At 68.6% G+C, this 13703-nt stretch carries 15 protein-coding genes and 2 riboswitches; of the genes, 8 read left to right on the top strand and 7 right to left on the bottom strand.

Going from position 1 to position 13703, the window contains the following annotated elements:
• The first annotated feature begins 99 nt into the window (after nt 1-99).
• From FrCorBMG51_RS19110 to FrCorBMG51_RS19100, 4 genes are all read left to right on the top strand, one after another.
• Nucleotides 100-429 carry a type II toxin-antitoxin system Phd/YefM family antitoxin gene (locus FrCorBMG51_RS19110; RefSeq protein WP_200902511.1) on the top strand — a complete coding sequence of 110 codons (330 nt, stop codon included), beginning with the start codon at nt 100-102 and terminating at the stop codon, nt 427-429.
• Between the two features lie 135 nt (nt 430-564).
• Nucleotides 565-708, top strand: coding sequence for a type II toxin-antitoxin system RelE family toxin (locus FrCorBMG51_RS29880; protein ID WP_200902510.1), 144 nt, complete (start codon nt 565-567; stop codon nt 706-708).
• Between the two features lie 169 nt (nt 709-877).
• Complete coding sequence (locus tag FrCorBMG51_RS19105; protein ID WP_047224421.1) at nt 878-1108, top strand: hypothetical protein; 231 nt, start codon at nt 878-880, stop codon at nt 1106-1108.
• Nucleotides 1098-1325, top strand: a complete 228-nt coding sequence (locus tag FrCorBMG51_RS19100) for a hypothetical protein (protein ID WP_047224420.1) — start codon at nt 1098-1100, stop codon at nt 1323-1325. Before FrCorBMG51_RS19105 ends, FrCorBMG51_RS19100 begins: the two co-directional genes overlap by 11 nt.
• Before the next feature lie 283 nt (nt 1326-1608).
• Here FrCorBMG51_RS19100 and FrCorBMG51_RS19095 read toward each other — a convergent pair whose 3' ends face one another.
• The 7 genes from FrCorBMG51_RS19095 to fbaA all read right to left on the bottom strand — a co-directional run bounded on the left by FrCorBMG51_RS19095 (nt 1609) and on the right by fbaA (nt 8325).
• Complete coding sequence (locus tag FrCorBMG51_RS19095) at nt 1609-1896, bottom strand: DUF6247 family protein (protein WP_235433727.1); 288 nt, start codon at nt 1894-1896, stop codon at nt 1609-1611.
• 215 nt (nt 1897-2111) lie between these two features.
• A complete protein-coding gene (locus FrCorBMG51_RS19090) occupies nt 2112-2828 on the bottom strand; it encodes a hypothetical protein (RefSeq protein WP_047224418.1) in 717 nt (238 codons plus the stop codon).
• A gap of 355 nt (nt 2829-3183) precedes the next feature.
• Nucleotides 3184-3564, bottom strand: coding sequence for an ATP-binding protein (locus tag FrCorBMG51_RS31745; protein WP_235433726.1), 381 nt, complete (start codon nt 3562-3564; stop codon nt 3184-3186).
• Between the two features lie 115 nt (nt 3565-3679).
• A complete protein-coding gene (locus tag FrCorBMG51_RS19085) occupies nt 3680-4114 on the bottom strand; it encodes a DUF3151 domain-containing protein (RefSeq protein ID WP_047224417.1) in 435 nt (144 codons plus the stop codon).
• A gap of 250 nt (nt 4115-4364) precedes the next feature.
• A complete protein-coding gene (locus tag FrCorBMG51_RS19080; protein WP_047224416.1) occupies nt 4365-5105 on the bottom strand; it encodes a transglycosylase family protein in 741 nt (246 codons plus the stop codon).
• A gap of 5 nt (nt 5106-5110) precedes the next feature.
• A riboswitch (cyclic di-AMP (ydaO/yuaA leader) is annotated at nt 5111-5276 on the bottom strand.
• A 550-nt stretch (nt 5277-5826) separates the two neighbouring features.
• Nucleotides 5827-6552, bottom strand: a complete 726-nt coding sequence (locus tag FrCorBMG51_RS19075) for a transglycosylase family protein (RefSeq protein WP_047224415.1) — start codon at nt 6550-6552, stop codon at nt 5827-5829.
• Nucleotides 6553-6559: 7 nt separating this feature from the next.
• Nucleotides 6560-6708, bottom strand: a riboswitch (cyclic di-AMP (ydaO/yuaA leader).
• Nucleotides 6709-7287: 579 nt separating this feature from the next.
• Complete coding sequence (fbaA, locus tag FrCorBMG51_RS19070; protein ID WP_047224414.1) at nt 7288-8325, bottom strand: class II fructose-bisphosphate aldolase; 1038 nt, start codon at nt 8323-8325, stop codon at nt 7288-7290.
• 950 nt (nt 8326-9275) lie between these two features.
• Here fbaA and FrCorBMG51_RS31740 point away from each other — a divergent pair.
• The 4 genes from FrCorBMG51_RS31740 (at nt 9276) to FrCorBMG51_RS19050 (ending at nt 13652) form a co-directional block, all read left to right on the top strand.
• Nucleotides 9276-10331: a CAP domain-containing protein gene (locus FrCorBMG51_RS31740; protein WP_235433725.1), complete on the top strand. Its 1056-nt coding sequence runs from the start codon at nt 9276-9278 to the stop codon at nt 10329-10331.
• A gap of 314 nt (nt 10332-10645) precedes the next feature.
• Nucleotides 10646-11713, top strand: a complete 1068-nt coding sequence (locus FrCorBMG51_RS19060; RefSeq protein WP_047224413.1) for an NAD-dependent epimerase/dehydratase family protein — start codon at nt 10646-10648, stop codon at nt 11711-11713.
• Nucleotides 11706-12236 carry a GNAT family N-acetyltransferase gene (locus tag FrCorBMG51_RS19055; RefSeq protein WP_047224412.1) on the top strand — a complete coding sequence of 177 codons (531 nt, stop codon included), beginning with the start codon at nt 11706-11708 and terminating at the stop codon, nt 12234-12236. The genes FrCorBMG51_RS19060 and FrCorBMG51_RS19055 overlap by 8 nt, the downstream gene beginning before the upstream one ends.
• A 297-nt stretch (nt 12237-12533) precedes the next feature.
• On the top strand, nt 12534-13652 hold the full coding sequence (locus FrCorBMG51_RS19050; protein ID WP_047224411.1) for an SMODS domain-containing nucleotidyltransferase: 1119 nt from the start codon (nt 12534-12536) through the stop codon (nt 13650-13652).
• Nucleotides 13653-13703 lie beyond the last annotated feature (51 nt).

The following is a 13703-nucleotide window of genomic DNA, read 5'->3' as shown; positions in this document are numbered from 1 at the left end:
ACGTATCGGGCCACAGCACTAGCGCATCATCTGGTCTTATTTCCGGTCTCAGTTGCAAAGGCGTTGGAGTTGCGGTTGGCGTGGGGTTGGTGTCGGTGAGTGTTCGGTGCGGTCGGTACGCGCTTGGGGTTGGTCATACTTCTGGCTATGGCGATGTTGCCGTTGGGTGAGGTCAAGGCCCGCCTGTTCGAACTGGTCGGTCGCGTGCACGATCACCATGAGCGGGTGACCGTCACCGTGCACGGGCGCCCCTCCGCGATCCTGGTCGCGGTGGAGGATCTGGAACGGCTTGAGGAGACGCTTGCGATCCTCAGCGACCCGCTGACGATGCGTCAGCTCGCGGAGTCGGATGCCGAACTTGCGCGTGGTGAGATCGTGACGGCGGAGGAGCTGGCCGAGGACATGCGGCGCCTGTTCGGCACCGCGTGACCGGTGCTGTCGGTCGCTACGTCCTCCAGATGTCCCCAGCGGATCGCCGCGCGCTGGGCGAGGGTCTTCCTCAGGCTGTCGCCGCGGCGGTCTACGAACTGATCACCGGGCCGCTTCTGGAGGCGCCCTACCCGGGTGGGTAAGCCGCTCATGCCGCCGCTGGACGACCGGTTCAGCGCGCGGCGCGGGACCTACCGAGTCATCTACCGGATCGACGACAAAGCGATGACCGTCACGGTCGTCGCCATCGACCCTCGCCGCGACGTCCACCACCGCTGAGCACCGGCGGGAGAAGCCACCCGCGCCATCCGAGCGTGACGGCCGCCCGGAGCGCGTCGACCCGGACTCGCTTTCGCCCATGGCAAAGCCCCGGCGCACGTCCCCGGGACCAGCACAATAGCGCCGATGGCCGCCCCCCCGGGGCGTTCCCTACGGCCACCCGTTCAGTATGTACGAGCTGGGGCGGTCCGGGGCGCAGGTGATCTGCGCGACACACTCCCCGATCCTGGCCGCGACCCCGGATGCGGACATCATCGAGATAGGCGAGCACGGGTTCCGGCGCACTCGGTGGGAGAAGCTGGAACTGGTGGACCACTGGCGGCGCTACCTGGACAACCCGAGCGCCTACCTGCGCCACCTCGTCGACGGCGGTGGCGATGACGGTGGCGATGACGGCTGAGCGCGACATGGACGTCGAACAGGCGGACGAGCGGTTTCGGGAGTGGATGCGCAGCAACCTCGCACGCGTGGCCGAGCATTTCGGGCTCACCGTGGTCGGGCAACCGGCGTGGGGGTGGCGGCTGCGCACGATCGGCGCGTCGGCCAGCGGTCCTGACGGGCCTCGTTGGCTGCGTGTCGTCACAGAGTTCCCAAAGCGGGCATGCGGGGACACCTGATGGGTCCAGCCGATGCCAGCGCTCGATGGTGGCGCAGGCCAGGAGCCGGGTAGTCATCCCGAAAAAGCCATACTCTACTCTTCTGATTTTACTGCCTATGAACTGCCTTCCTGTCACAGAAGCCGGTTTGCTTAATCAGGTTGTGAATGGGATTCATGCTGCTTGATCAGTGTTTTAACCGATCCAGGTGACTCGGAGCACGGTGATGGTGATCCATCGGTCTTCGATGCTGTATGTCAGCAGCCCGTACCCGAAGACCGCCCGCCACAGTTCGGTGCGCTTGTTATAGGTGTCCTGACGGCGCGGGTCGTTGACCAGCCGCTATGCGTCGACGGTCCGCGAGAGCGCCGGCTTCGATCTCTGGGTTGGCGGTGAGCACCGCCTGCCCCCACCACTTGTCGATCACCGCGTTCACAGGGTCGAGGTTGAGGGTGTTGTCCGCCTCCGCCAGCGCGATCCGCAGTTCCGCCACGAACATGTCGCGATCGTCTGGACGGAGCGCGTCGCGGATCGCGGGCCCGTTCTTCTCAACGCGGTTGCGGACCCCGTAGATCGGGATGGTGTCGGCCATGCGATCCATTGTCCCAGCCCATGGGTGGAGCAACGGGGAGGAGAAGCGGTCGCCCGTGTGATCCGCCGTTCTCGTAGACAGGGCAGGTCAACAGAACGGTTGCCGCCCGCCGGCCTCGGTGCGGAATGCGACCGACCTCGTCACAACCCAGACAGAGACCTTCGCCAAGGGCTGGGCCACCGGCGGCGGGTAGGTGGGATGATCGCTTGGGTGCGCTACTCGTTGACGACGTCGGCGGCGGTGGCAGCGGTGACCGCGCGGCGCAGCCAGAGTTTCAACTGGGCCTGCTCGGTGCAGGCCAGGATCTTCTCGCGCACAGCCTCGGGCACTGGCACGCCGCGCGTGTCGAGCACGGTCAGGACCGCATCCCCATCCCGCCGGGCGGCGATGTTGCGGAACAGTTCGCTGCGGTACTCGTAATCGGCGGTGGTGGTCATGAAAGCCTCCCGACGGGCCCGGGCCGCTCCGGGCAGCCCGGCCAGTACAACGTCATAGTACAAGATCTCTTTCTTCGGGCCCACGGAACGCAACGCCTCCAACAGCGCCGGGAACGCCGTGTCCACCTCGGGGCTACCGCCGTGGCAGAGCGCGGAGAGCACCACCAGCGCCGGGTTCGCCCGGGCCCGCTCCACGTCCACCACCAGCGGCACGTCACCCGGCGTAAAGATCAACGGCTGGAGCAGCAGGCCGCTCGGCCCGTCCGAGGGGAGCAGGCGCCGGTACCAGCGGGCTGTCGCCGGGCCGGGGCAGAAGATCACGAGCGCCGTGTCGACGTCCAGCTCGGCTTCCAGCTGGGCTACGTACAGCTTCCAGGTCCGCTGTTTGGCGAGGTCCCGGCCGCGTTGGACCTCCAGCACGGCAGCCAGTAGCGGCCGGTCCATCGGATCACAGAACAGCACCATGCCGTCGGCGTGGTAGGTGCGCGGGACCATGACGTGGACGTCGGTGGCCTCCGTGCGGGCGTGATGGTATTAGGGCATCTTTACGTTGAACACGGTGGCCAACAGCCAGGCCATCAGGTCCGGGTCGAGCTTGGTCAGGGCGACCGGGGATTCGTGTTCGGCAGAGGGCATGGAAGCACGGTATGCACCGAATCTGCATACATCGGGCCTTGTCCGTACTGAAGCCGGTATCGGCAAACAACAAGGCCACTGTTCCGGCGGCTGTGGCTGTGGCTGCCGAACGATGTGAATTCGGTGTCGCGGCCACAACCCTGGATTCACATCGTTTGTCGTGCCGCCCAGGAAATCCTGGAGACACCGGCCCATTCGAGGCGGTTTACGGACGTCATGGATCGGGATGGTGCCCGCCACGCGCTCCAGCGTCCCCGTCGATCTGCCGACCCGTCGACCCCACCGACCTGCCGACAGCGGACCGGTCCCGGAGCCCGGCAGCGTCAGGGCGGGGAGAAGATGTCGCTGACTGTGATGGTAAGGGTTTCGGGTGGCGAGTTCCGGATCTCCTCACGGGCGCAGGCGGCGCCAGCTCACCCGGGGCGGCGCGGCCGGCGCCGGTATGGAAGATCGACCGCCGTCCGGCGGCGAAGCGGTGCAGCAGGGCGGTCTTGCCGACTCTGCGCCGTCCCCAGACCACCGCCGGCCGTGGGTCGGTCGAGGCCCACCAGCGTTCCAGCGCGGCAAGCTCTTCGGTGCGATTGACGAACGCCATCCGCCCCTACCTACATCACCTGTAACTTACATCGGACGTAACTTACATCGGACGTAAGTAGCCTGCCGGCAGGCTGTGGATACCCCACGCTGGTGAGGCGATGCTCACGAGTGGCTCAGGTGGTCTTGAGCCCTAGGACGCCGGCCGCCTGGGGATCGCTGTCGGCGAGGAAGTCGCGGCAGCGGGTGGCCTCCTCGGTCTCGCCGATCGCGGTGGCCGCGCGGGCCAGTGCCGCGATCGCCCGCAGGAAGCCCTGGTTGGGCTCGTGGGACCACGGGATCGGCCCGTGCCCGCGCCAGCCCGCGCGGCGTAGCTGATCGAGACCGCGGTGGTACCCCGTCCTGGCATAGGCGTAGCTGGTTACCGGTCTGCCGGCGTCGAGAGAGCGTTCGGCCAGGGTTGCCCAGGCGAGACTGGAGTCGGGAAAGCGGCTGGCAACGGTCTCCGGATCTTCGCCGGCGCCCAGCGCCTGCGCCGCGGCGGGATCGATGGTGAGCCTGGCCGGTGGTGGGCCACCGAGCAGATCCGGTCGTCCGGGCGAGGTTGTCATGGGGCTCATCCTGCCGGATCCGATCGGCCGCGCATCCAACTGGGGGAGGGAAATCCGTCAGATGATGAACCCACCGGGAGGGGGTGAACCGGTAGGTCCATCACTTGATCGGGGTACGAGGCGGGTAGGTCACCCGGCCGCGACCCGGCGGCAAAGGAACGGCGTTGAACGTTCCGTAGCCTTTGGCCGTAAAAGCCTTTGGCCGCAAAGTTTCAAGCTACAAAATGGCGCAAAAGGTACACCCGGTATGCTACAGGACGGCCGGGTCGGTGACGGTGACGTCCCAGAGGTTCTTGCCGACCACACCGGTGCTGCCGTCGTCCACCCGGGTCAGATACGAGTAGAGCGATGCCAGGCCCTGGGACTCCTGCCCGAAGCGTCCGTCCACCTGGAGGATGAACTTCTTCTGGCGCATCTCGCTCTGCCAGACGTAGGCGTCGGGGCGGACCTCGCAGGCCAGCGCGGTGGACAGTGCCGTCCCGGTGAAGTCCTCCGAGTTCAACAGGGATTTGGCGCGTTCCAGTGTCATCGCCGGCTGCACCGGAGTGATCGCGCGCTGTATCGGGCTGCTGGGAGCGGGGGCGGCGGTGCTGCTGGACGACGACGGTGCCGGGCCGGTGCGGGTCAGGCCCAGCTTGGCCGAGCAGGACGGCCATGGGGACCAGCCGCGGGCGTTGTAGAGCTTGTAGGCGGCCTCGTCCTGGAGCGCCGGCGGTGCGTCGCTGGGCAGACCGGAGTAGCCCAGGCTGTGCCAGGTCTTGGCGTCGAACTGGTAGGCGCCGTAGTAGCCGTTGCCGGTGTTGATCCGGTAGTTGCCACCGGACTCGCACTGGCGGAGTTTGGCGAAGTCGTCAGCGGTCGCCGCACTCGCGGGTGCGGCCGTGACGGCCAGGCCGCTGCTCACGAGTGCCGTTACGGCACCGGTGGTACGCAGAACCTTCATGACGGTGGAGGGAGGTTGCGGGGCGCGGTGCCTGCCACCAGACGGCATGTGGGTCGGTCCTTCCCGTCGCCTACGAGGTGAGCTGTCGGGTGCGGGCGGGAATCAAGCCCGGCCGGCGACGCCGAGAGACGCTGCCGGCTTTACCCCAAGGACTCCGTGAGAGGACGTCCGGATGGTGGTTCCCCCGATCCTGTCCTTGTGGCTCCGCGGTAGCTCGGGCCGTACCGAACGGGGACAGGACTCGGCGTCCGTCCGGGCGGCCTCACCGATCCGGCGAGTGGGGAGGACTCTAGCGAGTCTGGTTCTATCGAAGCAAATCGGGGTGTCGGATGAACTACACCCACGTGACCGCTATCACCCGAATGGGCTAAGCACCGTGAATGTGTCACCGTACCTGACGGTGCGACCCAGCTTCGCTGCGGGGTCACCTTCTCTGGATTCTGTGACTTATGGTGACGGGTAAAGCTTCTTGCGTATCGATAATGTGCTTATTGTCACTTCTGGAGCACACCGGGGAGCGGGATCGTCCGGGTCGGTTCCCGACCCTGCGGGATCGGCTCCCAGGCCGGCCGGATCCGGGGTTCTCCCGGATGCGGCCGGAGGCCTGACACGAGAAGAGATCATGGCTGTGCTGTCCGTGGTGCTCCAGCCCGATCCGTCGGATGTCCAGCCACGGGTGGGCCGCCTGTTTTCGGGCCGTGCGGGCCGCCGGTGGGCGGTGCCGGCCGCGTCGAGGGCCGTTCGACTGCCGGGTTGTTCAGCCGGTCGTTCAGCCGAAGGTGGCGGCCCGGGTTCGTGGGCCGCAGATGCCGTCCACCTGCAGGCCCCGCGAGCCCTGCAGGAGGGTGGCGGCGAAGGCGGACTGGGGGCCGTAGCGGCCGTCGATCCTGATCCGGTAGCCGAGCCTGTTCATCTGGCGCTGCCAGGTTCGTACGTCCGAGCGCACCTGGTAGATCAGTCCGGTGGTGAACAGCGTGTTGTCCGCGAGACGCTGCGCGCTCTGACTCACCACCCAGCGCTGGGTCCCGGTCGACCCGGTCGACCCACCCGCGCTCACCGAGCCGCTGCCGGACGAACTGGCCCCGGACGAACCGGCCCCGGACGAACTGGCGCCTGCCGCCAGCTGGTCGGCGCCCATCCCCTGGCCGCAGATCGGCCACTGGCCGAAGCCGGACCGGTTGGCCAGTCTCAGCGCGGCCTCGTCCTGGGTGGCGGGCGAGGCGTTGCTGGGCAGCCCGGTGTAGCCGAGGCTCTGCCAGGTGCTCAGCGAGAACTGGTAGGCACCGTAGTAGCCGTTGCCGGTATTGGTGCTGTAGTTCCCTCCGGACTCGCACTGGCGTAGCTGTGCCCAGGTGGTGGCGGCGCTGGCGGGTTGTGACATCACGATGCTTCCGCTGACCGCCGCGGCCAGGGCGGGAGCGACCACCAGCGCCCGAGCGCCCAGCCGGGTTCGGCCGGTTTCGTGATGTCGATTTCGGGAACGTGCACTGGACATATTGGTTTTATGCCCTTCCCCACGCCTGCGAAGTGAGCTGTCGGGTTCGGGCTGGGACTGCCCGGCCGCATTTGCGGCTTCACCCCGAGGACGCCCGATATCGGCGCCCGGAAGTGGGTCCCCCGTTCCTGCCACAAGTTTGGGTTTTCGTCGGACGAGGGCAGGATTCGGCGTGCCGCCCGACGTGTGTTCGCTGTATCGCGAGCACGGCGCAGACCATAACAACAATTGCTGGGCGCCGAACAAGCGGGGAATCCGCTTCGTGAGGATGCGCACATCGGGCCGACAGCTCTTGCCGGGGCTCGGGAGCGGATGGTAGCGCACGGGTACGCGCGCTTATTGCTTTCATCGTACTTTTATTGCCAGGAAAACTCGGTATCCCGTCGTGGCGGTGACGATCGGAACCAGATTATCCGGGTAGGAACCCGTGTGCGAGCCGGCGGTCTGCGTGCTCCGGGCCAAAGGCCGGGCCCGGCCGGCCGGGCGCACGCGGCGCGGAACACCGTTGATTTCGCTGAAGACACATCGAACGGCAGGACGGTGTGTACCGTACCCGTGATCCGACGATGGTGCGACCTTTCCGGAACCCGCGCCATATGCGGAATGACCGCTGACGGGTGACGGGTGACGGCCACCCGATGCCCGGGGACTGACGCCCACACGCGAACGCTCGCCAGCCGGACGACGAAGCCCGGTCTGGCGAGCGTGTTGTGGAGCCGTCCCGTCCGAGCGGGGTCAGTTGGCGAGGGAGCGTCCCGCGGAACGCAGGTCCTCACACGCCTTCACGACTCGGGCGGCCATGCCGACTTCGGCCGCCTTGCCGTAGCTGCGCGGGTCGTAGTGCTTCTTCACGCCGACCTCGCCGTCCACCTTCAGGACACCGTCGTAGTTCCGGAAGACGTGGTCGACGACCGGCCGGGTGAACGCGTACTGGGTGTCAGTGTCCACATTCATCTTGATCACGCCGTAATCCACCGCTTCACGGATCTCGGACAGGTCGGAACCGCTCCCGCCGTGGAAGACCAGGTCGAGGGGTTTGGCGTCGGCTGGCAGCCCGAGCTTCTGCGCGACATACTGCTGCCCATCACGCAGGATGCTCGGACGGAGTTTCACATTGCCCGGCTTGTATACCCCGTGCACGTTTCCGAAGGTTGCCGCGACCAGGTAGCGGCCCCGTTCCCCGGCGCCGAGGACCTCGACGGTCCGCCACATGTCCTCGGGCGTGCTGTACAGTTTCTCGTCGATCGCGCCGACGATGCCGTCCTCCTCGCCGCCGACGACACCGATCTCCACCTCCAGGACGATTTTCGCCTGGGCCGTGTCCGCCAGCAGCGCGTCGGCGATTTTGAGGTTCTCCTCGATCTCGACCGCGGAGCCGTCCCACATGTGGGACTGGAACAGCGGCTCGCGGCCCTCCCTGAGCACCCGCTCCTTGGAGATCGCGACCAGCGGGCGCAGGTAGGTGTCGAGCTTGCCGGCAGGACAGTGGTCGGTGTGCAGTGCGATGTTGACCGGATACGCCTTGGCGACATGGTGGGCGAACTCGGCCAGGGCCTGCGCGCCGAGCACCATGTTCTTCACCCTGGTGCCGGAGAGAAATTCGGCCCCGCCGGTGGAAATCTGTACGATACCGTCGCTCCCGGCGTCCGCGAAGCCCTTCAGCGCGGCATTCAGGGTTTCACTCGACGTGACGTTGATCGCGGGGTAGGCGAATGCCTCCGTCTTGGCCCGGTCGAGCATCTGGGCGTAGACATCTGGGGTGGCAATGGGCATCGGTCTGGCTCCTGTGGACAGTCGGGGCGCGGCGTGCCCGGTTCGGTGATATTTTACCGATTCGGACGTGTGCCGTGCCGGGAAGTTGCGCGAAGGGTATGACGAACACTCCCCGTCCGGTAGGACGGCCGCAACGGGTGAGTACGGATGGTCTGCCGGGCTTGGTGCACCATGCCGTCGTCCTCACTCTCGGCCTCGTCGAGAGCGGTGTCATCCGTTGGTTTTTGGCTACCCGGTGGCATCGTCCCGCTCGCCGCCGGGGTTGCCCGTGGTCGGCCCGGGCGCGGGCGCGTCGCTCACCGCGCGGGAGCGCATCCAGCGGATCCTCGATCGCGTGGATCTCGTGGCCGCGGCCCGCGTCGATCCGTGCCCGGCAGACGCACCCTGGCGACCGGGGGACCGTCGATCGCGATTTCCGGTGCCATGGCTGGTTATGTTACCGGGAAGCACTCGGCCGCGCCCCGCGCGAATGCGTCGAGAGCCGTCCGTACGACCTGGGCGGTGCCTTCTATCAGCACTTTGGTACTCCGGCCCGTGGCCGTGGCCCGGTTTGTTCCCGACTACGGGCCTTATGCCCCGCCATGCCCTACCGGGATGCCCCGCCACGTGTACCCGCCACATGTCCCTGTCGCGATGCCCTGCCGCATTGCTCCCGCCGTGCCCGAAACGCGCTCCCGTCGCGGCTGGGCGCGTGACGCGACCGAACCGTCCGGTGCCGTCCGCCGGAGCGGGCGAAAAGATGGCCGTCGGGCCGTTCACCGGCGCGGCGGTGGGCGCGCGCCCAGCCCCCGATGGCCCGTTCTGTCTGCTATTCGCTATTGTGAGCGCCGGCTGGACGACCGACGGCGACACGGTAATGACCTTGGTGGCCGATGGTCGGTCCGGTAGGCCCGGATCCATGGGCCGGCGGAGGGGGACATGCGCGGGGGGCCGACCGGACGGAAGGTTCCATGGATCGACATCGCGGGTACGACCACGCCCGCCGGAGGTGGCCTGCCGTCGTACCGGCGGTCGTCCTCGGCGTTCTCGGAACAGCCGTGCTGCTCCTGACACGACTTGCCGCTCCGGCCAGCCCGGCCGGCACGGACGGGTCGGTCGTCGCCGCCCCGGCACTGGCGTCGTCGACGGCCGTGCTCGCGCTCGCCGCCCGGTCGACGGCGCAGCCGACAACCGACCGCGGCACCGTCAGCGGCGTCGTGCGGCTGCGCGCCACCGCTCCCGCGGACACCCGGACCTGGGTGGCGTTCGTCCTGCGAGGGCCCACGACGAACGTTCAGGTGGCGCCCACAGCCCCGTACGAGGCCACCGTGGACACCCGGCTGCTGCCCGACGGCGCCTACACACTGGCCGAGATCGTGTTCCATCCGTCCCAGACCCCCTCGATACGCGCGAGCCAGCTACGGATCGTCAACATGCCGCCGCGGCCGACCGCCACCCAGGTGCCCACCCAGCCGCAGCCCACGGCCGACCTGCCGGCCGTCCCGGCCCCGGTGACGCCGGCGACCCCGGCGACCCCGGCCACGCCACCACCGGCGACATCAGCCGTGCCGGCCCGGGTGGCACCGGTACCGTCCCCGGCGCTCCCGGTCACGCCGGTGACGAGTGCGCCGTCCGACCGGCTTCTGGGTGAGGCGTCCGAAGTGATCGCGCTTACGAACGCCGAGCGGGCGAGAGCGGGCTGCGCGGCGCTCACGACGGATCGCCGGCTGATCACGGCCGCGCAGGCGCACAGCGCTGACATGTCCGCCCACGACTACTTCAGCCACGACAGCCTGGACGGCCGGACGCCCTTCCAGCGCATAACGAAGGCCGGGTACGAGTTCTCCGCCGCGGCGGAGAACATCGCCGCGGGCCAGCGCACACCCGCGGAAGTGGTGCGGGGCTGGATGAACAGCGCCGGGCACCGCGCGAACATCCTGAACTGTTCGTTGAAGCAGATCGGTGTGGGCTATGCCACCGGAGGCCGCTACGGCACCTACTGGACGCAGGATTTCGGGACGCCGTAGGCCGTGCCTGACAGGTGCTGGCCGGTGCCTGACGGGTGCTGGCCGGTGTCCGACGGGTGCTGGCCGATGTGGTCGTCCGGATGCGCTCGGGGTGCTCCAGCGGTTGTCGCGCTCCGCTTCCGGACGGTCGTGCTCGTGGCATCCAGGCGTGGGCCGTGACGGCTGTGACCGTCATCACCGGCTAGTCTGGCTTTCCGGTCACGTCGGGTCGATGTCGAGCCGCTCGAACGACGTATTGACAGCGGAACGTGACGGGATGCGACGCCTATGATGTTGGCTCTTCCAGAGCTGCCAGGAAAGCGATGAGGGGGGACGTGGCTCGCGCGGTCGTTACTGGCGCCGGCGGATTCATCGGGGACGCGGTCGCGCACGAGCTGCGCCGACGCGGTTACCACGTCATACCGGTCGATGTCCGCCGTGGCCCGGGCATTGTCGTGGCGGACGTCACCCGGCCGGCGGATCTGGACAAACTGCTGGTCGGTGCCGATCTTGTCGTGCACGCGGCGGCCGTCGGCACGGGCGGCGGCGGGGAGCTGGGCGCGGTGCGCGCCGGCGTGCGCCGACGTCTGGCACCGCTCACCGACAGTGAGCTACGCTCGGTGACGCTCGGGGGCATCGCCGGACTGCTGGACGCCTGCGAGCGTGCCGATGTCGGCCGCGTGGTGCACCTCTCCTGCGTGAGCGTGCTCGGCGCCTCCTTCCCGGACCTGGTGGACGAGAGCGCGCCGGTCACGGCCACCGGTCTGACGCGCCCGGACGCGCTCGCCGCGGCCGAACGGGCGGCGCTCGCCGCGTCCGCCCGGGGGCTGCCGGTGACGGTGCTGCGGGTCGGCGACGCCTACGGCCCACGGGCCGGCCGGTGGACGCTGTGGCCGCTGCTGCTGCTGCGGGCGGGGCGTTTCGCCCTGGTGGACGGCGGCCGTGGGCTGTTGAGCCCGATCCACGTCGACGATCTGACCACGGCTGTCGTCACCGTCGCCGGTGCCGAGCGGACCGCCGGTGAGATCCTGCACGTCACCGGTGGCGAGCCGGTCACCGCGTCGGACTTCTTCGGCCGGTACGCGCGGATGGCCGGCGTGCCCCTGCCGGGACAGGTGCCGGCGGCGCTGGTACGTGCGCTCGACGCCACCGACCGGCTGCTGGCCGAACGCGGCTGGCTGTCCGGCCGGGTGACCTCGCGGCTGCATCCCCGCGGCTATGTGGATCTCGGACCGCTGACGCTGGCCGAACTGACCCGTACGGGAACCTACTCGATCGCCAGCATCCGAGAGCTGACGGGCTGGCAGCCGCGCGTCGGCCTGGACGAGGGGATGGCCCGCACCGAGGCGCTGCTGCGGGAACGGGGACTGCTCGGCGTCGCGGAGCCCGCCCGCCGTGGCTGATGCGCCGACCCTGACGACCCTGCGTCTGCTCGCGCTTCCGCTGACCGTCTGGAACGCCGGGTTCGTCGCCGAGGAACTTGGGCCGCTGCTGGTGGGCACCCATCTGCACAAGGTGCAGGGGATCACCGTCGACGTCACCGGTGATCCCACCGAGGCGTTACGCCGCGCGCTGCGCCGCCGGGCCAGCGCCGGCCGTGGTGTGATGACCTGGACGATCCGTGGTGACGACTCGGCGGCCATCGGGCTGCTGGCGGTGGACGCGTTCGGCCGGCGCGCGCTGGTGTCGGTGTCCATCGGGCGGCCCTACCGGCGTCACGGCTATGCCACCGAGGTGTTGCGGGCGTTGGCCGGCTGGCTTGAGTTTCGCGGCCCGATCGTGGTTGAGGCCCGGTTGCGCCTGGGCGACCGGACGAGCGAGCGGCTGGCCGTCGCGACCGCGTTCGTGCCCACCAGCGTCATCCTGCCCGACGGCTGGCGGGTCTGGTATCGCCCNCGGGTCTGGTATCGCCCGCCGCCATTCTGATCATTATTATTCTGATCATTGTGTTGTAATACTGATCGTTTTTGTGTTATCCCTGCTCCGGCCCGCTTTTGCCGGGCCTGGTAGCTGCTGCCTGATCCGGCTGTTTTCGTCACGTAACGCGACCGATCTGGCCCCGGTGTTCACCGCCCGACAGGATGCGGCACCATAAGATGCGATGTCGCGAATCGGGTGGTAAGGCTGGCCGCTCACTTCGCAACTCCGTGTCGGCTGACCGGCCGCGCGTGTCCTGGATGGGGGGCGTACGGCTGGCGCGCAGGCGCTGGGGAGGTTCTCAGAGTGAGCGTGGAAACTCAACGCGAAGCCGCGTTCGCAGGAACCCTGGACGGATCACTGCCCGGGCAGCGTGCCTCGGAGGTCACCTACGACCATTTGATCATTCCGCCGCACTGGCGCCGCTCGGAGGAGTCCGGCCCTGGAGCGCACAACCCGCTGTTCGCGGGCGATCCTGCCGTCAGCCCGCTGAACCCGCCGACGGGCCCGATCACCGGGCCGATCACCGGGCCGATCACCGGTGGCATGACCAGCCCCCTGTTGGTCGGTACCACGGCCCGTGCCTTTGCCAAGCTCGACGACCTGATCCGGCTCAACGCCGACGACCGCGCGGTCATCGACGCCCGCCGCAACGACGCCGAGCAGGCCCTGCGGACGATCTTCCCGCCGCGGTGCGCGCTGCCGCTCGTCGGAGTGGCGACCATCGGCTCCGCGGGCCGCGACACGATGATCCGCCCGGTGGACGAGGTCGACATCATCGTGGTCTTCAGCGCGGCCAACAGCGCCTGGAAGCGCTTCCGCTGGGACTCCCGCGATCTGCTGCTCCGCGTCCGTAACGCGATCGGCGGCGACCGCATCCAGATGATCGGTAGTCGCGGCCAGGCGATGCGCGTCGTCTACAACTGCGCGCCGGACGTTCACCTGGTGCCCGCCTTCGACCATCCGCGGGCGGGCTACGTCATGCCGGACTGTGTCGGCGGCTGGCTGCCGACCCGCCCGGAGCGGCATGCCAGCTGGATGGCGGACGCCGGCCCCCGGGTCGCGTCGGCCGTGCGGCTGCTCAAGGCCTGGAACCGGGTCTACGGCAGCCGGCTGCGCTCCTTCCATCTGGAGGCGCTCGCCGGCAAGGTTCTGATCAATCGTGGGCTGAACACCCGGCAGGGGCTGGCGGCGGTCTTCCGGCACATCGAGAGCAGGGGATTCGCCGCCTACGACCCCGCGGAGGTCGGCGGCGACCTGTCGACCTATCTGCAGCCGCAGGACGTCGACGCGCTGCGGGAGCCGGTGGCCTTCGCCCGTGCCCGTGCCGACGAGGCGGTCGAGGCGGAGCAGGTCGGCCGGCACGAGGAGGCGGTCAACCTCTGGCGTCTGATCTTCGGCCCGGAGTTCCCGACCTTCGGCTGACCAGCCGGCGGCTTTGGCTGGGTAGCGGTCGCCCATCCGAAAGGTCCTGTA

This window comes from Protofrankia coriariae (assembly GCF_001017755.1).
Taxonomy (GTDB): Bacteria; Actinomycetota; Actinomycetes; order Frankiales; family Frankiaceae; genus Protofrankia; species Protofrankia coriariae.
The sequence above is the reverse complement of the archived record's forward strand: the minus strand, read 5'-3'. Positions and strand labels throughout refer to the sequence as shown.